Here is a 23,761-nt window from a genome sequence, read left to right as displayed (position 1 = left end):
GCCAGGATAACTGACAGTTGACTGCCAGTATTCCCGCTCATAGTCTCTGAACAACTGACAGTCGACTGCCTGTTATGGGCCGCGAGCATTGCGAGGAATGCCGATGACCAGGTTCGTTTCAGATGTCTCCCCCGGGCTCCCATGCATTCCCGCGCCACGTGCACCCCGATGCCCGTTGGAGCCTCCACCGGAGTTTTCGCAGTGGCGGGAGTCCGATGGGTTGCAGCGGGCGCTGTGGAAGGGCAAACCGGTGTGGATGATCAGCCGGTATCAGGACATCCGGGCGGCGCTGGTCGATGAGCGCCTCAGTGCCGACACCAAGATGTACGAGGTGGCGGCCACGGGTGACAATGTCCCCTCGATCTTCCCGCGGATGGACGATCCGGAGCACCAGCGGCTGCGTCGAATGTTGACCCGAGACTTCACGTTTCGCCGCGCCGAAGAGATGCGCCCGCAGATCCAGGAGATGGTCGACGGCTTTCTCGACCAGATGATCGCCGACGGACCGCCGGTGGATCTGGTGCGTGCGTTCGCCCTCCCCGTCCCGTCACTGGTGATCTGCCTGCTGCTGGGCGTTCCGTATGAGGATCACGAGTTCTTCCAGCAGCAGAGTGCCGCCGGTCTGGATTCGACCGCATCGGAGGAACAGCAGGCCGCGTGCAATCTGGCGTTGTTCACCTACATGCTCGATCTGGTGGCGCGCAAGGAACGCGAACCGGGCGACGATCTGATGAGCCGGCTGATCAGAGACCACGTCGCTACCGGAGCGCTCAACCGCGAAACCGCCGCCATGGACGGGCTGCTGCTGCTGACCGCCGGTCACGAAACCACCGCCAGCATGATCGCTCTGGGCACGCTGGCTCTGCTGCAGCATCCCGACGACGCCACGCGGTTGCGTGAGACGGACGACTCGGCGGCGGAGGCTGCCATTGTCGAGGAACTGATGCGCTATCTGTCCATCGTGCACAGCCTCATCGATCGCGTCGCCCTCGAAGATCTCACCATCGGTGGTCAGCTGGTCCGGGCCGGTGAGACAGTCTTGATGAACCTCCCTGCCGGCAACTTCGACGCCACCTTCGTCGATGACCCCGACGCCTTCGACACCAGCCGCAACGGGCGTGGGCATCTCGGTTTCGGCTACGGCGTGCATCAGTGCCTCGGCCAGAACCTCGCGCGGGCCGAACTGCAGATCGCCCTGACTACGCTGGTACGCCGATTGCCCGGATTGCGGCTGGCGGTTCCGTTGGAGCAGTTGAAGTTCCAGACCGACAAGGAGATCTACGGTATCGAGGAACTGCCGATCACCTGGTGATTGCGCTCTGCTGCAAGGATGCGCTGCAAACCAGGCGATATCGAGGGCTGCTCGAGCGCAGACACTGCGACGTCGTCTGACAGGGCCCCATCGGTGAGGACCAGAATGCGATCCACACGATGGGAGATTGCCCGAAAATCATGACTGCACAACATAATTGTCGCGCGGCGGGTCCTGCGGTACTCGTCGAGGCGGGTGAAGATAACGTCGGCGGTTCTCGGGTCAAGGCCAGCCGTGGGTTCGTCGCACAGCAGCACCGTGGGGTGCGCGAGGAGTGCACGCGCCAGTGCCGCCCGGCGTAGTTGACCACCGGACAGATCGTCGGGCGGCCGAGACGCTTCGTCGGCAGTGAGCCCAAGAGTGACGAGTTCGGCCACGGCCTCGGCGCGGGCGTCCTGGCTGTTCAGTCCACGCAGCCGGATCGCCGTCAGTGCCACCTGGCCGAGCACCGGCCTGGTGCGGTCGAACGTCTCCCGGGTCTCCTGCCACACGTACTGCACGGCGGCCAGCTGTCGACGGGTGCGTGATCGCAGCGGGGGATAGGTAACGCCGTCGACGATGACTGCACCGGCCGAAAGCCGTTCGAGTCCCGCGATGGCGCGCGTTAACGTCGTCTTGCCGGCCCCGGAGGTTCCGACCACCGCGACGAGCTCACCCGCGTGGACACCAAATGTGGCGTCTTGCACGAGGTCGGTCCGGTTACGGCGTACCGCAACGGCCGACACCTCGAGGACCAGATCGCCCCGGAGGTATGGCGCTCGAACCGGCTCAGATGGCGGTGCGGCGGCGTCAGTCGTGAGTCGCCCGTCCACGACTCCGATGATCCGATCTGCCACTGCTGTAGCGACGGCGTCGTCGTGGGTGACGAGCAGGATGGTTCGGCCGGCACGGCGCAAACCGTCGAGCACTCCGATCAATTCGGCGCGGCTGATCGGGTCGAGTCCGGCGGTGGGTTCGTCCAGAACAAGCACATCGGGCCTCGTGGCCAGCACCGCGGCGAGCGCCAGCCGCACCCGCTGCCCGCCCGAGAACTCGAACGGGTAGCGCCGATGGTGCGCCATGTCGACGGGAAAAGCCGCCTGGCTCAACAGCTCAGCGACCCGTCGCCGTGTCCACTTCCGTCGGTGGGCGAATCCGGACGGCGGCGCGCCATGGATAGCGGCGAGTTCGCCGAGAGCCGTTCCGATCCTGCGGGCGGGATTCAGCGTCGCGGCAGCGTCCTGCGGGAGATAGCCGACCCGCCCCGATCGCTCGACGGCCCCGGTCACCTGGTGCGTGGCAGGCAAGGTTCCGGCGACCGCGGCAGCGATGGTGCTTTTGCCCGCGCCCGACGGTCCGACGAGGGTGGTGATTGTGCCGGCGTGCAGGTCGAGATCCACACCGTCGACCAGACAGTGCGGTCCGACCGTCACCCGCAGCCCACGGGCCATCAGCGGCGATTCAGGCATGCTGCAGCCTGCGCAATTCTCGTCGCACGGGATCAGCGAGGATCATGTCGCACAAGATATTGAGTCCGAGGACCAGTGACACGATGAGGGCGGCGGGCAGATACACCGACCATGGCGCGCTGGACATTCCGTCCTTATTGGCGGCGACGGATACCGCCCAGTCGGTCGACGTGGTGTCGAAACCGATGCCAAGGAAGTTCGCCGACGTCAGCACATAGACGGCCGCGACGAACCGGACGCCGATGTCAGCAGCGACCGGTCGGGCCAGATGGCGTAGGGCATAACCCGCGTAGCGTTCGCCGGGCCCGGCACCCTGCATCCGTAGGGCGTCCATCGCCGGGCTCTGCACGACGCTGCGCGCCGCCATCCGGACGAACCGGGCTATCGGGGCCACCAGCATGAAGCCGACCGCCACCGCAATGGCCACACCGGATCCGTCGGAGCGCAACGCGGCTACCATGACCACCAAAAGCGCGGGAAGACACAGTAATACGTCGACAGGGCGCATGATGATGTCTTCTATCCACGACCTGCGGGCCGCGGCAGCGGAAATTCCGAGGCAGAATCCGACGGCATAGGCAGCCGCGACCGTCAGTACGGCCGTGAGAACCATCGGGCGTCCACCGGTCAGGGCAGCCGCAAGCACGTCGCGGCCCAATCGGTCGGTGCCGAAGCAGGACCACGTCGAAGGTCCGAACGGCGCCTGGGGTATCTGTGGTGCGTAGCGGGCGATGAACGGTCCGATGAGCGCGACGGCCAGCGGTACGGCGACGAGCATGCCGGCGACCCACCGGACAAGGCGCATCATGCTCGCGCCCGGCTAGGCACCATGCGAGCGCCGGCAAGGTCGATGAGGCCGTTGATGACGATCGCGGCAAGCCCGGTGATCAGCAGGACGGCGAGTATGACCGGCTGGTCCCGGTTGCCGATCGCATCGAGCAGAGTCGTTGCGACGCCGGGCATGACGAAGATCGCCTCCACCACCAGCACGCCGGACAGCAGGCTGTCGCCGGTGCGGCCGAGATCCTGCATGGCCGGTGCGAGCGCGTTGGGTGCGACGTGGCGCAACAACAGTGACCAGCGCGGCACCCCGTGGCGGCGGGCCGCCACGATGTACGGCGCGGTCATGGTGTCGATCACCCCGGCACGCACCAACCTGACCAGCGGTGCGCTGATGCGCGCGACCATGACGGTCAGCGGCAGGACCAGATGCGCGGGGTGAGTCATGGCCTCGCGCAGCCCGACGCCGACGAATGTCGCAGGGAACAGGCGTAACCCGAGGGCCAGATACGCGATCAGCACCACGGCGAGCACGAAGTCGGGTATGGAATCCAAGGCGACGCTGATCGTGGTGATGATCCGGTCCCACAACGATCCGGGCCGCAGTCCGGCAAGGAACCCGGCACCGAATCCGATGGGTATCAACAGTATCGTGGTGAGGGCGGCCAGCACGGCCGAGACCAGGAAGGGTTCGGTGATCACGGAGCTAACCGGTTCACCACGCGCATAGGACATTCCGAGGTCGCCGGTGATCGCATGCTCACACCAGGTGAGGAAGCGTTGCAGCGGCGCGACGTCCAGGCCGAGCACCGCCCTCGTCTCGTCCCGCTGCGCGGCACTGGTGAGGTCGCTGCTCTGCACATCCGCGGCGTCGCCCGGCATGAGCAGGGACAACGCAAAGATCAGCCCGAGCAGGATCGCCATCTGCAGCAGGCCGATCAGTGCGCGCCGGAAAACGAAGCGCCAGAACCCCATCCGATTACGCGAGGCCGGCGATGACCCGGTCGTCTCCGATCTGCCACAAGATGCCCGCCTCACGGAACCCGCCCGAGCGCAGGAAATCCAGGTAGTCATGCACGGTGGGGCGGTCGTCGACGACGTGGGCAAAGCCGCCGTTTCGTTCCCGCACCAAACCGGCCAGTTCGGGTGCGGCTTCGACCGCCGTCCACCACTGCTCCCAATCCTCATTCGCCCGGTTCCCCTGTCGGGCCGCGCGCCGCGTGGTCAACGCCCGCGCCAACTCGTCGAGGGCGGCCCCGTCGGGCCCCTCGTAGAGGTGGTCGGCGTCGACGAACACTCCACCGGCTGCAATGGTGGCACCGCACCGGTGGAGCAGCGCTTGCAGTGGAGCGCGGTTCATCCAGTGCAGCGCAGTCGAACTCACGTAGGCATCGGGTGCACGGTCGAGGTCGAGAGCGTCGAACCAGCCGGGCTCGCGCAGATCGGCCAGGACGGTTCGGATTCGGTCGTCAGGGCGGGCGGTGGTGCCGAGCCCGATCAACAACGGGTCGGCGTCGACTCCGACCACCTGCGCCTGCGGGATCCGGCTGACCAGTCGCTGCGCTAGGGACCCGGGGCCGACACCGAGATCCACTACCAGGGGATCGGCCCGCCCGACGACCTCTTCGACGATGTCGATCACGACGTCGAACCGTTCCTCCCGGTCCGGCATGTAGTACTCCTGTTGCCGGTCCCAGCGCTGCAGCCACTGCTGGGCCAACTCGGTCGTCAGGGTCATCGTCACTCCTTCACAGTGTTGTCGAATCGTGCCCAGTCCAGGGAGTTCGGCACTCCGGTCGGGGTCTGCTGCCAGCCGGAGCCATGGGCGGTGTGCCATGGCGTGGTCGCCCAGAAGATGAAACCGCCACGGTCGTGGAGGATTTCGTGCATTCGGTGGTAGATCCGCGTGCGGTGCTCATCGGACGGCGTCAACTGAGCCTGGCGGTAGAGTCCGTCGAACTCGGCGTCGGCCCACCGGGTGAAGCTCTTCGGAGAATTGCTGAGGAGTCGCGAACCGAAGTGATAGGGGATGGGCAACGGCCCGGATTGCCCCATGGTCATGTCACCGCGCTTGAGTGCTTCGGTGTAGTAGGTGTCTTTGGATCCGATGACGACCCGGATGGTCACGCCGCACGTGGCGGCCTGATCCTTGAAAAGCTGTGCGGCTTCGACGAATCCGTGTGACACCGGCGCGACGAAAAGTTCGAAGGTGAGATCGGAGTGCCCGGCACGTCGGAGAAGTTCGCGCGCCAGGTCGGGGTCGTGGCGGTGTGGTTCGAGATCGTCGGCGTAGTACCGGTACCCTCGGCCGAAGATGTCGTCGGAGACCTCTCCGACGCCTTCGAGGGCCACGGTCACCAGCTGTTCGCGGTCGATCATGCGCATCATCGCGCGGCGCACATCAGGATTGTTGAATGGCGCGCGGTCGGTCTTCATCGCGAGGTACAGAATTCCGGAGTCGGGTGCGGCGTGCACCGTGATGTCCTTGGCGCCGTGGAGGGTTCGGACGGCGCCAGGGGAGAGATTGTCGGCGAAATCGGCCTGTCCGCCCCGCAACGCTGAAAGCCTGGCCTCGGCACCGGCGCTGAGGATGCGCAACTCTTCGACACCCGGCTGCTCACCCCAATAGTCGGCATACCGAGTCGCCACGAACTCGCGCCCCGGGGTGAATGTCTCGAACCGAAACGCGCCGGTGCCCACCGGCCGGGAGAAATCCGTAATGCCGTTTTTGACGATCCGGGTTCCATAGGAGGCCAACAGCGTCGGAAGGTCGAAAGAGGCGGTTGACAAGGCGATTTCCAGCGTTTGTGGGTCGACGGCCCGTGAGGCCTTGAGGTCGATCTGCGCGAGCGTGGATGCGGCGAGGTAGGGGGAGGCGCCGTTCTGCGGACCGAGGATGCGTGTCAGTGTGAACAGCACGTCGTCGGCGGTGAGCGGACTGCCGTCATGCCAGGTGGCTTCCCGCAGGCTGATGCGCCAGCGGGTGCCGTCGTTGTTGGGGTCGGCCGCGGTCGCCAGACGCGGCACGGGCGTCATGGTCGAATCGACCTCGAAGAGGCCGTCGTAAAGGTGCTTGAGGCGTGCCTCGTCGACGAACATCGTCGCCACCCCGGGGTCGATGGACTCCGACGAACCCGCGCCCTCATACAACGCGGTGAATGCCGAACCGTGCTGCGTGCTCGGCGCGCAAGCGCCCAGTGCGACCGCCCCGCCGAGGCCCGCAGCGGCTCCGAGGAACCGTCGTCGTGTCAATGCCTGTGACCAGGCAGCATCGAGCGTCATGCTTACTCCAAACCCTCGTGGACATAGCGCGCCGTGGCCGGTCTCCTGGCTTCCGTGTCATCGCGCGGCGCCCGAGCCTTCCCGGTTTCCCAGTGGCCCGCAGCAGGTGTCGCTGCTGCGCAAGGGGCGCCGTACTCAACGGCTACAGTGGCGAGGGCCGCGCCGGCATCAGACCGGCTTCCCGTTCACCACGGCGATCCGCAGCTTACCGGTAGTGTCGGCATGCCGCGCCCACTCCCTGCGGTCAATCCACTTGCGCAGTTCATCGGCAGCCTCAGCGGTGGCGATCGGCCCGAACATCACTGCGGGGCCGGTAGGTGTGCGATCACTTGCGCACGGTTGCACCAGAACCATCGTGCCGTCGGCACGACCCACGCAGCTGAGCTGGTCGAGCAGGCATCCGGTGGAGACCAGCATGCCGTGTGGTGCGCGCCGGACCGCTGCCCGTAACTCGTCGAGCACTGGTCCCGCCGCGGTGCAGCGGCTGCAGACGGCCGCCGTGAAACCAACTGTTGCGGAATTCATTTCAACTCCTCGCGACCACGTGTGCCGCAACGGTGGCATCTGCCCAACCGGCGAGCAGTCGGCCGGCTGCATCCCAACCCACCGCCGTGGCTCCGGGCTCGCGGACGAGTGAATCCACCGGGGCCTGCCGACGCCCCGGAGTTGCGTGGCGGGGCGCCCAGACCGCCACATGGCCGTCCTCACCTGCCGCGGCGACCAGCTTCCCATCGGCCGACCAGCTGATCGCCGCGATGGCTCCGTCGCGTCCACTCAGGATGCGTGGTGTGCTGCCGCGCGGGCCGCGCCCGGTGAAGTCCCATACCGTGACGTCGGTTCCGCCGCCCGAAGCGAGCAATGCCGAGTCGGGGGAGAAGGCCAACGTGGTGATCTTCGTCGGATAACCCGACATCTCGAGTTCGTCACCGCGACGACCGACGCGCCAAACATGCAGGGTGGCATCCTGATTACCGCTTGCGGCCCAGCGCCGGTCAGGACTGACCGCAAGCGCGAGCAGAGATCCTTTGAAGGGCAACACATCCGGTGCTGCAGACCGGGAGACCGGGTGGATGTGCACGCCGCCATAAGCTGCACTGGCCACCCGTCGGTTGATCCAGGCGACCCCGGTCACTGTGCTGGTATGGGCAGTTTTGAACAACTCGGTGCCCGCGGAGTCGAGGACGACGGTTGTCCGCCCGACCCCCGCTGCCAGTCGCGCTCCGTCGAAACTCCATGACACCGAGGAACACCAGCCGCCGTGTCTCCCGCCGATGACGGCGCCCGTGGAATCGAGGATGTCGACGCCGTGGATCGAACCGACGGCGAGGCGGTCGCCGGACGGGGACCATGCGATGGCCAGGCAGCCCAACGAAATCTCACGCCGGAACTCCACGACTCCGTCGGCGGCCAGCACTGTCACCGAACCTTCGGCGCCTGCGACCGCAATCCGGCCCTGCGCCGAGGCCGCGAGCGCGGCCACGGCGTCGTCGACATTGATGCGCCACGTATCACCGGCCAGTACGGACGGGCTCACTGCGGCACCAGGCAGGACCGGAAACCGGACTCGAGTTCGTCGCGATCCAAGTTGCGGCCGATGAACACCAGCCGGTTGGTGCGGGATTCCTCGTCACGCCACGGCCTGCCCTCGGTGCCGTCGAAGAGCATGTGCACGCCCTGAAAGACGTACTGCCGGGACTGCTCGGCCAACGCCAGGATGCCCTTGCTGCGGAAGATGTCAACACCCTTGGTGGACAACAGTTCTCCCAGCCATGAGTTGAGCTTTTCGACGTCGACATCGCCGTCGAGACGGATGCCGACCGACGTCACGGTCTGGTCGTGCTGGTGGTCGGTCTGTTCGAGGAAGGCAGGGTCGTCGGTGAGGACGCGTTGCAGATCGAAGGCCCCGACGTCGAGGATTCGGTCCAGATCGACCTTGGCATTCTGGGAATGCACGATGTCGGCGCCGCCGTTGATCGTGCGCAGACGCGCCTCCACGCTGGTCAGATGATCGACGCTGACCAGGTCGGTCTTGTTGAGGATCATCCGGTCGGCGAACGCCACCTGCTCGATCGCCTCGTTCTCGACGTCGACAGGCTTGACCTCGTCGAGGTGGTCCAGGACGTGAGCGGCGTCGACCACTGTGACGATGGCATCCAGCCGCAACTGGCTTCGGATTTCGTCGTCGACGAAAAACGTCTGTGCGACGGGAGCCGGGTCGGCCAAACCGGTGGTTTCGATCAGGATGTGGTCGAAGCGGTCACGACGACGCATCAGCGCCCCGAGGATGCGGATCAGGTCGCCGCGCACGGTGCAGCAGATGCAGCCGTTGTTCATCTCGAAGATCTCTTCTTCGGCATCGAGGACGAGCGCGTCGTCGATACCGACCTCACCGAACTCGTTCTCGATCACCGCGATCCGTCTGCCGTGTTGCTCGGTGAGGATCCGGTTGACGAGGGTGGTCTTGCCCGCGCCGAGAAATCCGGTGATGACGGTGACGGGAACCCGCTCGTCAGTTGTGGTCGGCATGGTCGTGTCCTTCCGGGTGCTCGGTGATGACGCGCCGCAGGTCAGCGACAGCGATATCGGCAGTGGGTATGGGAAGTTTCCAGATGGTCCTGCTGCTGGAGAGGACCGCGACGACCGTCTCCACCGGCGGACACCCCGGTTCGGTGCAGGCGAGTTGCTGGATCAGGACAGTGGTGTCGAGTGACAGCCCGATGGTCGTGCGCACGACGGCCTTCAGGTCGTCGACATGCTCGGGGGATGCCTTCGGCATGGCCGGCGGCGCCATCCCGCCGGGATTCACCAGACTGGGCACTCGGCAACCTTTCCTTAGTGAAAATGATTGTCATTAACATAACACGCTGCGCGGTGCCGGTCTCAAGGGCTCAGCGCTTTACAAGTACCAACGAAAGTGTCACGGTGATCTCATGGATTTCTCCCGTGTCGAGCTATCCGCCGAGGACGAGCAGTTCCAGGACGAGCTGCGGGCCTTCCTCGCTGGTGTCGTCACCGATGAGGTCATCGTCCGGGACCGGGAGACGGGCGAGAACTTCGATGAGGCAGTGCATCTCGCGCTCGCCGATGCGGGGTATCTGGCCGGCGACTACCGCTCCGAGGCCGACGGCGGCTTCAGCGCCGTGCGCCGTCGTATCTGGGACCTCGAGATCGGCCGCGCGCACACGCCCTGGTTCCACTGGGGAACGACTGCCATGGTGGCGCACACGGTCGAGCGGTTCGGTTCCGCCGAACTGATCGAGGAGGTGCTGCCCGGGGTGCTGGCCGGCAGGCTTCGGCTGTGCCTGGGCTATACCGAACCCGAGGGCGGTTCGGACGTCGCCACCTGCAAGACCCGCGCGGTGCGCGACGGCGAGGGCTGGATCATTAACGGCTCCAAGATGTTCACGTCGAACGCACACAACGCGCAGTACGTCTTTCTGGTGACCAACACCGACCCCGAGGCCATCAAGCACAAAAGCTTGACGATGTTCCTGGTCCCCCTGGACAGTCCGGGCGTCGAGATCCAGGGCATCCGCACCGTCGACGGCGACCGCACCAATATCACCTACTACAGCGACGTCCGGATCAGTGACCGATATCGGATCGGTGAGGTCAACGGCGGGTGGGCGGTGCTACGCGGCGCTCTTGACGTCGAGCACGGCACGTTCGACCGCGACAGCCAGGGTTTGCAGCATATTGCGACGATGACCGAACACATCACCTTGATGGCCGAAGCGGCAGATCGGATCGCGGCCGAGTTGCCCGACGACGAGGCGGCGCTCTACCGGTTTGGTCGTGGTGTTGCGCGGATGGAAGCGGCGATGAGCACGCCGGGAATGTACGGGCGGGTCGCGATCGCGCAGACCATGCGCGACGTCTCGCCGGATTTGATGGACATTCTCGGTCCGTCCGGTGCGCTGACGAACGGGGTCGAGTACATCTTCCGGCTCGCCGGACCGACGGGTATCTACGGTGGCACGCTGGAGGTGTTCCGCAACATGATCGCCCAGCACGGACTCGGCCTCGGCAAGCCGAACTACTCACCGCCTGCCGCGAAGCGAAGCGGATAATCGCACCGGCCGCCTGAAGGGCCGAATTTACAACCGTTTATTTACGCTTGTAAAGTTCGGTGCATGACCAGTCCGTCCCGAAAGCGGAACGCCAGAGGCTCTGGTGCGCTGCTGCGCGAGGAGATCCTGGTAGCCGCCACCGCACTGCTTGATGCCGCGGACAATGAGGCGGAGGTAACCCTGCGCAGAATTGCTTGCGCCGCAGGTATTTCGGCCCCTGCGATCTATGCCCATTTCGAGGATCGCAACGCGGTCATGGTCGGCATCGTCGAACGTAGCTGGCGCCAGGTGGTCAGTGAGATCCGCGCTGGTGCTGCGGAGGAGACGACGCCGCGAGACCGGCTGCTGCGGGGCTGTGCAACCTACGTGGCCTATGCCCAGCAGTACCCGATGCGGTACGCGGTGATGACGCAGGCGACCCGCATGACCCCGGCCGCCCGCGAGGCCCTCGACGTGCTCACCCGCGCGCTGGCCAGCTGTCAGACCCGCTCCGGCACCAGGCCGCAGACCGGCCGGGTGGCGGCCGCGTTGTCCACCGCCCTGCACGGGGCCGCGATGCTCAACCGCACCGACGCGCCGTCGATGTGGCTGTGTGACGTCAGTTCCGACGAGGTGATCAGCACCCTCGTCGACAGTGCAATCGATCAACAGAACCGCCCCACTGAGAAGGAGCCGGGATGAACCCCTTTGACGACGGTATCGACCTCAAACCCATCGGCGACGGCTGGCTGCGTGGGCGCACCGTGCCGGAGTGGGCCAACATGGTCGGCCCGTTCGGTGGTATCACCGCCGCGACATTGGTGCGGGCGATCGAAAGCCAGCCCGGTGCGCATGGCCAGCCGGTGGCACTGACGGTCAACTACCTGGCTCCGATTGTCGACGGGGACTTCGATATACAGACGCGCACGGTGCGCACCAACCGCTCCAATCAGCATTGGATCGTCGAGCTGAAACAGGACGAGGAAGTCAAGACGACGGCCACCGCGGTGTTCGGGCTGCGGCGTGACACCTGGGCCGACACCGAGATCGCACCGCCGCAGGCGCCGGCCCCCGAAGGGATCGAGCGAGCGGGTTCGCCGTTCGGGGCGGCATGGTTCGACAACTACGACATGCGTTTCGTCGACGGCGCGATTCCTGACGCCGATGGCGGCCCGAGCGGGAACTCGACCACGACGCTGTGGGCGCGCAACAGTCCGGCCCGGCCAATGGATTTCGCGGCGCTCGCCGCCGTCAGCGACATCTTCTACCCACGGGCGTTCCTGCGACGCGGCCAGTACCTGCCGGCAGGCACCGTGTCCCTCACGGTGTACTTCCATGCCTGCGAAGACGACCTGGCCGCGCAGGGCGACGACTTCATCCTCGGAACTGCTCGCGCGCACCAGTTTTCACGTGGCTACTTCGACCAGACGGCACACCTGTGGAGCCGCACCGGCGCACTGCTGGCCACCAGTCATCAGTTCGTGTACTTCAAGGGTTGAGGTCACTGCGCGGGTAGCGACTGCAGGGCGATCCACGCGCTGACCCGGGTCTGCGGGTCGTCGAGTTTGCCCGGCAACACCGCCTCGATGGCGTCGAGCCGGTTGCGTACGGTATTGCGGTGCAGCCCGAGCTCCTGGGCGACCTTGAGCCGTGATCCGTGGTGCCGCAAGAAGCAGCGCAATGTCTCCAACTGTTCGGAATCCAGGTTCCGCAACCATGTTTCGGCGAACGCCATGGCCCGGTCCGGATCGATCAGGCCCAGCGGCCCGTCGCCGATGACTCGGTCCCACACGACCAGTGCCACGGTCTCGGTGGCCTGGGCGAGCGCCAGACCGGCGCTGCGGTAGCCGGCCAGACCCGCATCGAGCGCAACGGCGTCGCCGACTCCGACGAGCAACCCGGCCTCGGTCAACCGGGTGCCGATCGCGCCGGCTTGCGCAGGTGTGATCACCGCGCACAGTTCACCGGCGTGTGTGCCGACCAGGGCACCCCGCAGTTCGAGCGCCGCCATGGCGTCGTCCATATCGGCCTCGGTTCCGGTCGCCCGCAGTATGCGGATCCGCTCGGGCAGTGCAGGGCCGGGGCCGTCCACCTCAAGCACCAATTGTGCTGTTCTGGCGTCGTTCCCGGCAATGAGCTCGATTGCCCGGCTCCGCATCCGCCTGCGAGTGGTGGCCCTCGTGCGCTCCTGCTCGTCGACGAGGCCGAGCACAGCCACCGCGGTGGTCACTGCCTGGCGCTGACCGTCGGAGAGTCGCGTCGGGCCCATCGCCGCAAGATACGTCGACGGCCTGCCGCGTAACCCGATGGGGTGCACGGCAATCGACAGCGCCGGACGTGACTGCCCGGCGGCCGATCGTAATCCGTGCGCCTGCAACCGTCGGACATCCTCGGCAACCTCGTCGAGGGGGAAGTCGGCGCGCCGGGGTCCCACCGGCCCGATGATCACCCGGCCGGCCGGGGCCACCAAACATGCGGCGCCGCCGAGAGCCTGGGCCAAAGTGGTTACCACCGCGGTCGTCGGATCGGATTTGGCCGCCGCCGAGATCAAGCGTCGCTGCATCTTGACCGTGTCCCGCGCCGTCGCGGACTCTTGCTCCTCCAGCAGCTGGGCGACGTGCCGGCTGACCGCTACGAACGTCGTGCGTTGTGGCACCTCGAACAGGTTGACACCGTGCTGGCGGCAAGCGCTGATCAGCCCGGCCGGTGTCTTCGTGTAGGTGAGCCCGGCGCCCAGCCCTATCGCGGCGATGTGCGCGGTGGCAAGGCGCTGCACGTACCCGTCCCACTCGGCGTGCCAGTGCGCGGTATCCAGACCGGTGGTCAGCAGAATCTCGCCGCCCTCCAGGAATGGCGTGGGATCGGTCAGTTCACTCGTCGCCACCCAGCGGACGTCTGCGTCCGCACGGCAGACATGGATCCCTCGCAAGCCGAGGGCATCCGACGACAGGACGGCGGCGACGGAGACCATAGGACAGTTTTGCACACTGAAGCACGGTGCAATTGTGCGCTTATGTCATGCCCGGATATGCCCGACGTCTCTAACGTGAGCGGCAACACAGCGCACCATCAGGAGGAGTCCATGACCATCGCGGAGCTTGCCGGACCGGCCATCACCCAGGAACGCCGTCTGGTCACAGCCATCCCGGGGCCGATCTCGCAGCAGATGCAGACCCGCAAGGAGTCCGCGGTGGCGCGCGGCGTAGGCACGACGCTTCCCGCCTACGTGGTTGCCGCGGGCGGCGGAATCCTCGTCGATGCCGACGGCAACCAGCTCATCGACTTCGGCTCGGGCATCGCCGTGACGACCGTCGGCAACAGTGCGCCGGCCGTCGTCGACGCGGTCACACAGCAGGTTGCGGCGTTCACCCACACCTGCTTCATGGTGACGCCCTACGAGGGATACGTACGCGTCGCCGAGGAGCTCAACCGGCTCACACCGGGCGACCACGACAAGCGCACCGTGCTCTTCAACTCCGGGGCCGAAGCGGTGGAGAACGCCGTCAAGATCGCGCGTGCTCACACCCGCAGGCAGGCCGTGGTGGTGTTCGACCACGCCTACCACGGCCGGACGAACCTCACCATGGCCATGACCGCCAAGAACCAGCCCTACAAGCACGGATTCGGACCATTCGCCGGTGAGGTGTACCGGGTTCCGGCGTCATACCCGCTGCGCGACGGCGAAACCGACGGCGCCGCCGCGGCAGCCCGGGCCATCGATCTCATCGACAAGCAGGTGGGCGCCGACAACGTCGCCGCCGTGGTGATCGAACCGATCCACGGAGAAGGCGGCTTCATCGTGCCCGCGCCGGGATTCCTTCGCGCCCTGCAGAACTGGTGCACCGAGGCAGGCGCGGTGTTCGTCGCCGACGAGGTGCAGACCGGATTCGCCCGCACCGGAGCGATGTTCGCGTGCGAGCACGACGGCGTGGTGCCCGATCTCATCGTCACCGCCAAGGGCATCGCGGGCGGTCTTCCGCTGTCTGCGGTCACCGGCCGTGCCGAGATCATGGACGCGCCTCACGTCGGTGGGCTCGGCGGCACCTACGGCGGCAACCCGCTGGCATGTGCGGCCGCACTGGCGGTCATCGACACCATCGAACGCGACGGACTGCTCGCCCGGGCCCGTCAGATCGGCGACACCATGATCGGCCGGCTGAATGCGTTCGCCGCTGACGATCCGCGTATCGGCGACGTGCGTGGCCGCGGTGCGATGGTCGCCATCGAGCTGATCAAGCCCGGCACCGGCGAACCGGATGCCGATCTGACCAAACGGATCGCATCAGCCGCGCACGCGCAGGGCCTGGTGGTTCTGACCTGCGGGACCTACGGCAACGTCCTGCGCTTCCTGCCGCCGTTGACGATGCCCGACCATCTGCTCGACGAGGGCCTGGACATCCTTGCTGCGGCATTCCGGGAGAACGCATGACCCTCGCCGTAGAGCCCGCGGTTTCGCTGGGGCCGCTCGATGATGCGCGCGCGCAGCTGCGCGAGGCGACGACGATCCTCGGCTATGACGACGGCGTGTACAACGTCCTGGCCACCCCGCGCCGGGAGGTCACGGTCAGCGTGCCACTGCGCCGCGACAACGGTGACATCGAGCTGTTCATCGGACATCGCGTCCAGCACAACGTGTCCCGGGGACCCGCCAAAGGTGGCCTGAGATACTCGCCGGACGTCACCCTCGACGAGGTGCGCGCACTCGCGATGTGGATGACGTGGAAATGCGCCTTGCTCGACGTGCCGTACGGCGGCGCAAAAGGCGGCGTGCGCATCGACCCGCGTCAATACAGCAGTGCCGAATTGGAACGGGTGACCCGCCGCTACACGAGTGAGATCAGCCCGCTGATCGGGCCGGCCCACGACATCCCGGCCCCGGACGTCGGCACGGATGAGAACACCATGGCCTGGCTGATGGACACCTACTCGGTGCAGAAGGGCCACACCGTTCTCGGCGTCACCACCGGAAAGCCGGTGAGTCTCGGCGGCTCGCTCGGCCGGGCGACCGCGACGTCGCGCGGTGTGGTGCATGTGGCGCTGGCCGCGCTGCGGTCGCGCGGCATCACCGTCGACGGATCAACCGCTGCTGTCCAGGGTTTCGGCAAAGTCGGCTCACATGCCGCCCGCTTCCTGCACGACGCGGGGGTTCGGGTGGTCGCGGTGTCGGATCAGTACGGTGCCGTCGCCAACGCCGGCGGCCTGGATATCCCCGCACTCGAGGAGCATGTGGCGGCAACCGGATCGGTGGTCGGTTCCGCAGGCGGCGTTGAGATCTCGAACGCCGACCTGCTCGAACGCGATGTCGATCTGCTCGTGCCGGCCGCCGTCGAAGGCGTCATCAACGCCGGCAACGCGCACCGCATCCGAGCCCGGGTCGTGGTGGAAGGCGCCAATGGCCCCACCACACCGGAGGCTGATCTGGTGCTCAACGATGCCGGACGGCTCGTGGTACCGGACATCCTGGCCAATGCCGGTGGCGTGATCGTCTCGTATTTCGAATGGGTGCAGGCCAATCAGGCCTACTGGTGGCGGGCCGATGAAGTCGAGTCGCGACTGGCCGAGCGCATGCTCACCGCGTGGGACGAGGTGTCCGCGCACGCCGCCAAGCTGAACCTGCCTTTACGCACCACCGCCACCTGCCTCGCCGTCGAACGCGTGGCCCTGGCTGCGCAACTGCGCGGCCTCTACCCCTAGGAGACACCGTGACCATCCAGAACCTCATCGCCGAACTCGACGCCAAGCACGGCATCCTCATCGACGACAGCGCTCACGGTGCCGCGGCAACCTTCGAGGTGCACGATCCGGCCACCGGCCAGGTGATCGCCGAGGTCGCCGACGGCACCGTGGCCGACGCGCAGTCCGCCGTCGACGCGGCCCACCAGGCCTTCCGCGGCTGGGCGACCACCAGTCCGCGTGAGCGCAGCGAAATCCTGCGCCGGGCCTATGATCTGATGCTCGCCGACGCCGACCGCCTGGTGGCGTTGATCTGTGCGGAGAACGGCAAATCGCAGGCCGATGCCCGCGCCGAGGTGGGGTATGCCGCAGAGTTCTTCCGCTGGTTCAGCGAGGAAGCCGTGCGCACCGACGGTGCCTACGGCATCAGCCCGGCCGGCGGCGCGCGGACCTTGGTGACACACAAGCCCGTTGGCGTTGCAGCTCTGGTGACACCATGGAACTTTCCGGCGGCCATGGCCACCCGCAAGATCGCACCCGCGCTGGCCGCCGGGTGCGTCGTCGTGCTGAAGCCGGCGGCCGAGACGCCCCTGACGGCGTTGGCGATCGCCGGGATCCTGTCGGACGCCGGGGTTCCCGGCGGTGTGGTCAACGTGGTCCCGACCGCCGATGCGGGCGCGGTCGTGTCGGCATGGCTGGCCGACGAGCGGGTCCGCAAGGTGTCGTTCACCGGATCCACCGGGGTCGGGCGGGTGCTGCTCAAGCAGGCAGCTGATCGGATTGTCAACGCCAGCATGGAACTCGGTGGCAATGCGCCGTTCGTGGTGACCGGTGATGCTGACATCTCCGCAGCCGTACAGGGCGCGATGGTGGCCAAGTTCCGCGGTGGCGGGCAGGCCTGCACGGCGGCCAATCGGTTCTACGTGCATGCTTCGGTGGTTGACGAGTTCGTGACCGCGTTCGGTGCCGAGGTGGCCGCATTGCGGGTCGGGCCGGCGTCGGATCCGGCTTCGCAGGTTGGGCCGTTGGTGAGTGCGCGCGCCGCGCAGCGGGTTACGGCCGCGATCGATGCCGCAGTGGCCGATGGAGCCGTCGTCGCGGCTGCCGCGGAAGCGCCCGCCGAGGGTTGGTTCGTCGCGCCGACGCTGCTCACCGGCGTGGCACCGGATGCCGCGATCCTGGCCGACGAGATCTTCGGACCCGTTGCTCCCGTGGTGGTCTGGGAGAACGAGGAGGACCTCCTGCGTTGGGTGAACGACACCGAATACGGTTTGGCCGCATACGTCTATGCAGGACGGCTGCAGGATGCGCTGCTGCTCGCGGAGTCTTTCGACGCCGGCATGGTGGGCATCAACCGCGGCATCGTTTCGGACCCGTCGGCTCCGTTCGGCGGGATGAAGCAGAGCGGGCTGGGCCGCGAAGGAGCCCGCGAGGGGCTGCACGAATTCCAGGAGACCCAATACTTCAGTATGGCGTCTGCATCATCAGGATGAGCAACAGCCAGAAAATGCACAACAGCGAGCTGAACATCACGAGGCTCATGCCGACGACGACGAGGCACATCGTGCAACTGCGCTTGCCACGTTCGATCTTGGCGAGGTGCTTGTCGTGCATGAGTTCACATGCCATAACGCCGAATTCGACATTCGTCAGTTCGGCATCGCTTGCAGGCGCACCTGCGGCGATCTCGCGAAGGCGCGCCGCAGTGATCGCGACGCCGACCCCGGCGAATCGCCGGCTCATCTGACGCGCTTCTATCCGGCTGAGCCGGTGATCACGGATGTCCATCGCTGCCGTCCGCAATAGCTCATCAGCGGATAACCCGGTGCACGTCGTCCATCACGTCGCCACCCTCCTGAGCGATCCACGGTCCCTCGATCGACGGGTCGATGATCCCGTCCTCCAGCCAGGTGTAGCGACCGGCGAGCACGCCACGGGCCAATGTCCGGTCGGAGTCGTCGCTGTTGTTCCAGAGCTGGTCGAACAACCGCTCGACCCGCACCCGGGCCTGGCGGCAGAACGCGTCGGCGAGTTCCGTTGCGGTATCAGCCGACCCGTCGCGCCGGGCCCGGACACAGGCCGCGGTCATTGCGAACAGTTCGGCGCCGATATCCACGATGCGGCCCAGGAACCGCTGCTTGTGTTCCAGCTTGCCCTGCCACCGGGACATCGCATAGAAGGTGCTTCGGGCCAGTTTCCGGCTGGCCCGTTCGACGTAGCGCAGATGTTCGGCCAGGGAACCGAACTCGGTGAACGATGTTGGCAGCTGGCCTTTCCCGGTCACCAGGGTGGGCAGCCAGCGCGCATAGAACTTGCCGGCCTGCGCGGCGGCTCGGGCCTTGTGCCGCACGTCGGCGTCCGGGTCGATGATGTCGCCGGCCACCGCCAGATGCGCGTCCACCGCCTCGCGGGCAAGCATCAGATGCATGATCTCCGTGGAACCTTCGAAGATCCGGTTGATCCGCATATCGCGCAGGATCTGCTCGACGGGCACTCCGCGCTCGCCGCGGGCGGCCAGCGACTCGGCGGTCTCGAAGCCACGGCCGCCCCGAATCTGCACCAGCTCGTCGGCGACCAACCACGTCATCTCCGAGCTGTAAAGCTTGGCCAGCGCGGCCTCGATCCGGATGTCGGTGCGTCCGGCGTCGGCTAGCTCGCTTGCGAGCTCGACCATCGCATCTTGCCCGTAGGCGGTCGCCGCGATGAACGCCACCTTGCCGGCCACCGCGTCGTGCTCTCCGACCGGCCGGCCCCACTGCACGCGTTCCTTCGACCATTCGCGGGCGATCTTCAGACACCACTTCGACGCGCCGACGCACACTGCGGGGAGCGACAGCCGTCCCACATTGAGAGTGGACAGTGCGATCTTGAGGCCCTCGCCCTCCTTACCGATCCGGTTGGCTGCCGGGACCCGCACGTCGGTCAGCCTGGTCAGTCCGTTCTCGATGCCGCGCAGCCCCATGAATGCGTTGCGGTTCGTGACGACGATGCCGGGCGCGTCGGCTTCGACGACGAACGCGGTGATGCCGCCGCGGTGTCCCTCGCTTGGCGGCACCTGAGCCATCACCACCAGCAGGCCGGCGATGACGCCGTTGGTGGTCCACAGCTTGACGCCGTTGAGCAGGTAGTCGTCGCCGTCCGGTGTGGCGGTGGCGTGTAGCCGCGCCGGATCGCTGCCCACATCCGGCTCGGTGAGCAGGAACGCACTGATCTCCCGGGTGCACCGCGGCAGCCAGGTCCGCTTCTGCTCGTCGGTCCCGAACATCGAGATCGGCTGCGGTACGCCGATCGACTGGTGTGCGGAAAGCAACGCGCCGAGTGCGGGATGCACCGAGCCGACCAGGGCGAGCGCCCTGTTGTAGTACACCTGCGACAGACCGAGCCCGTCGTACTCGGTGCCGATCTTCATGCCGAACGCGCCGAGTTCCTTCAAACCCCGGATCACGTCGTCGGGGACCTGCGCGTCCCGTTCGATCGCGGCAGCGTCGATCTGCGATTCACAGAACTGCCGCAGTTTGGCCAGAAAGGTCTCACCACGCTCCGTCGCCTCCCCCGAGCCCCGCGGATGCGGATGAACCAGATCCAACTGCAATCTGCCGAGGAACAACTCCTTGCCGAAACTGGGCTGGTGCCACTGCGCCTCGCGCGCCTCCTCGGCAACCTGCCTGGCCTGTCGTTCGTTGACTTCTCCGGTAACGGTCATCGCAGACCTCCATGAGTCGGGCCCTACTCGACGGCAACGCCGTGCGGAGTTGCATACCCCGCAAACCGTCAGCTCATGCGGTCCGGCCTGCGCTCGACCGGCCGACAGGACTCGGTACAGTTACTGTAAGTACAACGGTTAGGGGCCGCGTTGATCAAGGTAATGCAGGGTGTCCGGGTTCTTGAGGTGGCACAGTTCACGTTCGTGCCGGCGGCGGGTGCAATCCTCGCCGACTGGGGAGCCGACGTCATCAAGGTCGAGCATCCGGTGCGCGGCGACACTCAACGCGGCTTCATCAACATGGGCGGCCATGAGCTCGACCCCAACCGGCATCCCCTCATCGAGCATCCCAACCGGGGTAAGCGCAGCGTCGGCATCGACGTATCGACACCCGACGGTCAGGAAGTCCTGTACGAGATCGCCAAGACCGCAGACGTGTTTCTGACCAACTACATGCCGGCGCAGCGCCAGAAGAACAAGTTCGACGTGGAGCACATTCGCGCGGTGAACCCGAACATCATCTACGCCCGCGGCAGTGCGTACGGCGACAAGGGGCCGGAGCGGCTGGTCGGGGGCTTCGACGGCACCGCGTTCTGGACACGCAGCGGTGTCGGCCACGCACTCACTCCCGAGGAGATCGGTGGCGCCCTGTCGCAGGGCATCCCGGCGTTCGGCGACTCGATCGGCGGGATGAACATCGCGGGCGGCATCTCGGCGGCGCTGTTCCACCGGGAGCGCACGGGTGAGACGGCCGAGATCGACGTCTCGCTGCTCAGCACGGCCTGGTGGGCCGCGGGCGCCAGCGTGACCCAGGGCATGGAGACCGGTGAGACGATGCGCTCGCTGATGCCGGATTCGGTTTCCCCGTCGGTGAATCCCTTCCTCGGCAACTACCTCACCTCCGACGGCGGGACCATCAACCTGTGCATCGTCAGCCCCACCGGTTACATCCGTGACGCCTTCGAGCACCTCGGTCTGCCGGAGCTTGCCGACGATCCGCGCTTCTCGGACGTTATGCCGCTGATCGAGAACGCCGCGGCAGCCGTGGAATTGATCGCGGACTCGATCCGAAGCAAGCCGTTCGACTACTGGCGCGAGCACCTCAAGACGATGCGCGGCCAGTGGGCGCCTTTCCAGAGCCTCGTCGACCTCGCCACCGACGAGCAGGCCATCGCCAACGACATGATCGTCGAGGTCGAGGCCACTGACGGCGGAAAGCCGTTCCGGGTGGTCCGCGGGCCGGTGCAGTTCAACCACGAGCCGCTCGAAACCACGCGTGCCCCACAGGCTTCCGAGCACACCGAGTTGGTGTTGATGGAGCTCGGGATGGATTGGGACCGGATTGCCGAACTCAAGGACTCCGGCGCGATCGCCTAAGTTTGCTCGTGCAGAGGCCGATGATGCTCTCATTTGTCCATTTGTCACGCTAGCGTGGCTGTCGAGGGCGAGCGCCACTCCAGCGTGACAAGGGGAGTGGAGGCATCGGGAAGGGAGGCTAGACCTTCCGCAGTTGTGGGACGACTGTCACGCCAGGATGGCTGTGGATAACGAGTGTCACTCCAGCGTGACGAGCGTGCCTGTGGATAACTGCTGTGACAGATATGGAGCTGCGCTGCACACTTTTTCGCTATGGGGGAACCGTTTGTCGGAAGTGAGGTAGTCGCATCCGGCGAGATTCGAAAAAGTGCACTGCGGACCAAGTACACCAGGGTCTTTCGTGATGTTTACGTCAGTCCGGGTACTGAATTGACTCCTCAAATACGCGCGCATGCCGGGTGGCTGTGGTCCCGACGGCGGGGCATCATCGCAGGTAGGTCCGCCTCGGCGCTGTACGGTGCGAAGTGGGTCGACCTTGATGCGCCACTGGAGATGCTTCACTCCAACCGGAATCCGCTGGCGGGACTTAAGGTTCGGACTGAGCGGATTGAGCAAGACGAGATCACCCTCTACAAGGGCGTCCCGGTGACGACGCTGGCGCGCACAGCTCTTGACATAGGTTGTTGGTACCCAAGGGATTTGGCTGTGGAATCCCTTGACGCACTCGCCGCGGCGACCGATCTGAAGGCGGCCGACGTCGAGCTTCTGTTACAGCGCTATGCCAGGCGACGGGGCGTTCAACTGGCACGCGTCGCGGTCGATCTCATGGACAGCGGCGGGCAGTCGCCGAAGGAGACGTGGTTGCGGCTGATGATTATCGACGACGGAATGCCCAGGCCGCAGACACAGATCCCGGTGTATGACGGACCAGGTGATCCGTTCGCGTATCTCGATATGGGCTGGAAAGACATCAAAGTCTCCGTCGAGTACGACGGCGAGCAACATCGCCTCAGCGACTGGCAGTATCGATGGGACCTCAGGCGAGCGGAACGGATTCAGCGCGTCGGATGGCTCAACGTGCGAGTCTCCAAGGGAGAGCAGCGGAACGAGATCATTCGGCGTGTCTGCGCGGCCCGGGCCGCCCGCTTGTCACGCTAGCGTGGCTGTCGGGCTTGAGCGTCGCTCCGGTATGACAGTGGAGATCGGAGAGCGGCCCTGTCGCCTCACTTTGTCACGCTAGTGTGGCTGTCGAGGGTGACCGCCACTCCAGCGTGACAAGGGAGAGGCAGCACGGTGACGCCCGCTAAGTCTTCCTGCCGACGATCACCCCGGCGGCCGCCTCGGCGGGTTTGACGATCGAGGTGAAATCCGACTCCGGACCTTCCTGGTCCAACGTGGTTTCCCACAGTGCGGCCACGGTCTCGGCGATCTCGGTGGGCAGGCCGAGGGCCTTCGCCTCCTGGAGGTACAACCGCACATCCTTGACCATGAGGCCGGTGGCGAAGCCGAAGTCGAAGGTGCGGGGGAGCACCGCCCTGGGGAATTTGTCGCGGCTGGCATGGGTGGCGCCCGACCCGGCGTTGAGGACGTCGATCATCACCGCGGGGTCCAGGCCGGCCTTGACGCCCATCACCATCACTTCGGCGGTCGCCGCCAGCGTGGTCGCGGCCATGATGTTGTTCACCAATTTCATGGTCTGCGCGGCGCCGGGTTTCTCGCCGACGAAGAAGGGCCGGCCGAGTGCCTCGAGCGCGGGCCTGACGACGCCGAAGTCGGCCCGTGAACCGGAGACCATCAGCGCCAACGTGCCCTTTTCTGCTCCGCCGACGCCTCCGCTGACCGGGCAGTCGAGCGCCGCGATGCCACGCGCGGCGAGGGCGGTGTGGATCTGCTCGGCGGTCTGACTACCGACCGTCGACAGATCGAGAAAACGTTTGACGCGCGTACCCGCGATGACACCGTCGTCACCGGTGGCCACCGCGATCGACACCTGCGGCGTCGGCAAGCTGGCCAGCACCGTCTCGCAGCGGTCGGCGACTTCGCGGGGACTTCTCGCCGCCTCGGCACCCATCGTCACCGCCCGGTCGACGGACTCTGCGCGCGCATCGCACACCACGACGCGGTGACCCGCGTCGATCAGCCGCCGAGCCATCGGGAAGCCCATGTTGCCGAGCCCGATGAAACCGATGTCCACGGC

The 23,761-nt window shown here is 66.2% G+C and carries 22 protein-coding genes and 1 riboswitch; of the genes, 9 read left to right on the top strand and 13 right to left on the bottom strand.

The genetic code is table 11. The annotated features are described in order from the left end of the window. Positions 1-103 precede the first annotated feature (103 nt). Positions 104-1,312 (top strand): cytochrome P450, encoded by a 1,209-nt coding sequence (locus tag ABQF30_RS15410; protein WP_448465186.1) that lies wholly within the window; start codon positions 104-106, stop codon positions 1,310-1,312. On the opposite strand, the gene ABQF30_RS15405 is transcribed toward ABQF30_RS15410, so the two are convergent. The 9 genes from ABQF30_RS15405 to ABQF30_RS15365 all read right to left on the bottom strand — a co-directional run bounded on the left by ABQF30_RS15405 (position 1,279) and on the right by ABQF30_RS15365 (position 9,640). Then, positions 1,279-2,760 carry an ABC transporter ATP-binding protein gene (locus ABQF30_RS15405; RefSeq protein WP_448465184.1) on the bottom strand — a complete coding sequence of 494 codons (1,482 nt, stop codon included), beginning with the start codon at positions 2,758-2,760 and terminating at the stop codon, positions 1,279-1,281. The two genes, ABQF30_RS15410 and ABQF30_RS15405, sit on opposite strands and share 34 nt — an antisense overlap. Continuing rightward, positions 2,753-3,568 carry an ABC transporter permease gene (locus tag ABQF30_RS15400; protein WP_448465182.1) on the bottom strand — a complete coding sequence of 272 codons (816 nt, stop codon included), beginning with the start codon at positions 3,566-3,568 and terminating at the stop codon, positions 2,753-2,755. Before ABQF30_RS15400 ends, ABQF30_RS15405 begins: the two co-directional genes overlap by 8 nt. After that, on the bottom strand, positions 3,565-4,515 hold the full coding sequence (locus tag ABQF30_RS15395) for an ABC transporter permease (protein ID WP_448465180.1): 951 nt from the start codon (positions 4,513-4,515) through the stop codon (positions 3,565-3,567). Before ABQF30_RS15395 ends, ABQF30_RS15400 begins: the two co-directional genes overlap by 4 nt. A gap of 4 nt (positions 4,516-4,519) precedes the next feature. Further along, complete coding sequence (locus tag ABQF30_RS15390) at positions 4,520-5,278, bottom strand: class I SAM-dependent methyltransferase (protein ID WP_448465178.1); 759 nt, start codon at positions 5,276-5,278, stop codon at positions 4,520-4,522. A 2-nt stretch (positions 5,279-5,280) separates the two neighbouring features. After that, entirely contained in the window at positions 5,281-6,822 is a 1,542-nt protein-coding gene (locus tag ABQF30_RS15385; protein ID WP_448465176.1) for an ABC transporter substrate-binding protein, read from the bottom strand. A gap of 18 nt (positions 6,823-6,840) precedes the next feature. Beyond that, positions 6,841-7,030: riboswitch (cobalamin riboswitch) on the bottom strand. Next, a complete protein-coding gene (locus ABQF30_RS15380) occupies positions 6,991-7,347 on the bottom strand; it encodes a hypothetical protein (protein WP_448465174.1) in 357 nt (118 codons plus the stop codon). It overlaps the preceding riboswitch by 40 nt. Before the next feature lies 1 nt (position 7,348). Then, a complete protein-coding gene (locus ABQF30_RS15375) occupies positions 7,349-8,356 on the bottom strand; it encodes a WD40 repeat domain-containing protein (protein ID WP_448465172.1) in 1,008 nt (335 codons plus the stop codon). Further along, complete coding sequence (locus ABQF30_RS15370; protein ID WP_448465170.1) at positions 8,353-9,348, bottom strand: CobW family GTP-binding protein; 996 nt, start codon at positions 9,346-9,348, stop codon at positions 8,353-8,355. The genes ABQF30_RS15375 and ABQF30_RS15370 overlap by 4 nt, the downstream gene beginning before the upstream one ends. Next, positions 9,332-9,640 carry a hypothetical protein gene (locus ABQF30_RS15365; RefSeq protein WP_448465168.1) on the bottom strand — a complete coding sequence of 103 codons (309 nt, stop codon included), beginning with the start codon at positions 9,638-9,640 and terminating at the stop codon, positions 9,332-9,334. The genes ABQF30_RS15370 and ABQF30_RS15365 overlap by 17 nt, the downstream gene beginning before the upstream one ends. Positions 9,641-9,752: 112 nt before the next feature. Between ABQF30_RS15365 and ABQF30_RS15360 the strand changes: the two genes are divergently transcribed. The 3 genes from ABQF30_RS15360 to ABQF30_RS15350 all read left to right on the top strand — a co-directional run bounded on the left by ABQF30_RS15360 (position 9,753) and on the right by ABQF30_RS15350 (position 12,370). Next, positions 9,753-10,892, top strand: coding sequence for an acyl-CoA dehydrogenase family protein (locus tag ABQF30_RS15360; protein ID WP_448465166.1), 1,140 nt, complete (start codon positions 9,753-9,755; stop codon positions 10,890-10,892). A 63-nt stretch (positions 10,893-10,955) separates the two neighbouring features. After that, positions 10,956-11,573, top strand: coding sequence for a TetR/AcrR family transcriptional regulator (locus ABQF30_RS15355; protein WP_448465164.1), 618 nt, complete (start codon positions 10,956-10,958; stop codon positions 11,571-11,573). Beyond that, on the top strand, positions 11,570-12,370 hold the full coding sequence (locus tag ABQF30_RS15350; protein WP_448465162.1) for an acyl-CoA thioesterase: 801 nt from the start codon (positions 11,570-11,572) through the stop codon (positions 12,368-12,370). Before ABQF30_RS15355 ends, ABQF30_RS15350 begins: the two co-directional genes overlap by 4 nt. Positions 12,371-12,372: 2 nt before the next feature. Here the strand turns inward: ABQF30_RS15350 and ABQF30_RS15345 are convergent, their stop codons facing one another. Further along, a complete protein-coding gene (locus ABQF30_RS15345; RefSeq protein WP_448465160.1) occupies positions 12,373-13,842 on the bottom strand; it encodes a PucR family transcriptional regulator in 1,470 nt (489 codons plus the stop codon). 111 nt (positions 13,843-13,953) lie between these two features. On the opposite strand from ABQF30_RS15345, the gene gabT reads away from it, so the two are divergent. The 3 genes from gabT to ABQF30_RS15330 are packed head-to-tail and all read left to right on the top strand — an operon-like array spanning position 13,954 to position 18,037. Next, positions 13,954-15,300 carry a 4-aminobutyrate--2-oxoglutarate transaminase gene (gene gabT / locus ABQF30_RS15340; RefSeq protein ID WP_448465158.1) on the top strand — a complete coding sequence of 449 codons (1,347 nt, stop codon included), beginning with the start codon at positions 13,954-13,956 and terminating at the stop codon, positions 15,298-15,300. Further along, positions 15,297-16,565, top strand: a complete 1,269-nt coding sequence (locus tag ABQF30_RS15335) for a Glu/Leu/Phe/Val family dehydrogenase (protein WP_448465156.1) — start codon at positions 15,297-15,299, stop codon at positions 16,563-16,565. The genes gabT and ABQF30_RS15335 overlap by 4 nt, the downstream gene beginning before the upstream one ends. An 8-nt stretch (positions 16,566-16,573) precedes the next feature. Beyond that, positions 16,574-18,037: an NAD-dependent succinate-semialdehyde dehydrogenase gene (locus ABQF30_RS15330; RefSeq protein WP_448465154.1), complete on the top strand. Its 1,464-nt coding sequence runs from the start codon at positions 16,574-16,576 to the stop codon at positions 18,035-18,037. On the opposite strand, the gene ABQF30_RS15325 is transcribed toward ABQF30_RS15330, so the two are convergent. Both ABQF30_RS15325 and ABQF30_RS15320 read right to left on the bottom strand, forming a co-directional pair. Continuing rightward, entirely contained in the window at positions 18,009-18,287 is a 279-nt protein-coding gene (locus ABQF30_RS15325; protein ID WP_448465152.1) for a hypothetical protein, read from the bottom strand. The two genes, ABQF30_RS15330 and ABQF30_RS15325, sit on opposite strands and share 29 nt — an antisense overlap. Positions 18,288-18,354: 67 nt before the next feature. After that, the gene (locus ABQF30_RS15320) at positions 18,355-20,247 is read right to left on the bottom strand and encodes an acyl-CoA dehydrogenase family protein (protein WP_448465150.1); all 1,893 of its coding nucleotides are present in this window, start codon (positions 20,245-20,247) and stop codon (positions 18,355-18,357) included. Positions 20,248-20,409: 162 nt separating this feature from the next. Here ABQF30_RS15320 and ABQF30_RS15315 point away from each other — a divergent pair, with 162 nt between their 5' ends. Together ABQF30_RS15315 and ABQF30_RS15310 are read left to right on the top strand one after the other, a co-directional pair. After that, entirely contained in the window at positions 20,410-21,624 is a 1,215-nt protein-coding gene (locus tag ABQF30_RS15315) for a CaiB/BaiF CoA transferase family protein (protein WP_448465868.1), read from the top strand. 252 nt (positions 21,625-21,876) lie between these two features. Then, a complete protein-coding gene (locus tag ABQF30_RS15310) occupies positions 21,877-22,722 on the top strand; it encodes a hypothetical protein (RefSeq protein WP_448465148.1) in 846 nt (281 codons plus the stop codon). Positions 22,723-22,867: 145 nt separating this feature from the next. Here ABQF30_RS15310 and ABQF30_RS15305 read toward each other — a convergent pair whose 3' ends face one another. After that, positions 22,868-23,758, bottom strand: a complete 891-nt coding sequence (locus ABQF30_RS15305; RefSeq protein ID WP_448465146.1) for an NAD(P)-dependent oxidoreductase — start codon at positions 23,756-23,758, stop codon at positions 22,868-22,870. Positions 23,759-23,761: the final 3 nt, after the last annotated feature.

Source organism: Mycolicibacterium sp. XJ870 (assembly GCF_053483975.1).
This window is presented reverse-complemented; position numbering and strand designations above follow the sequence as displayed.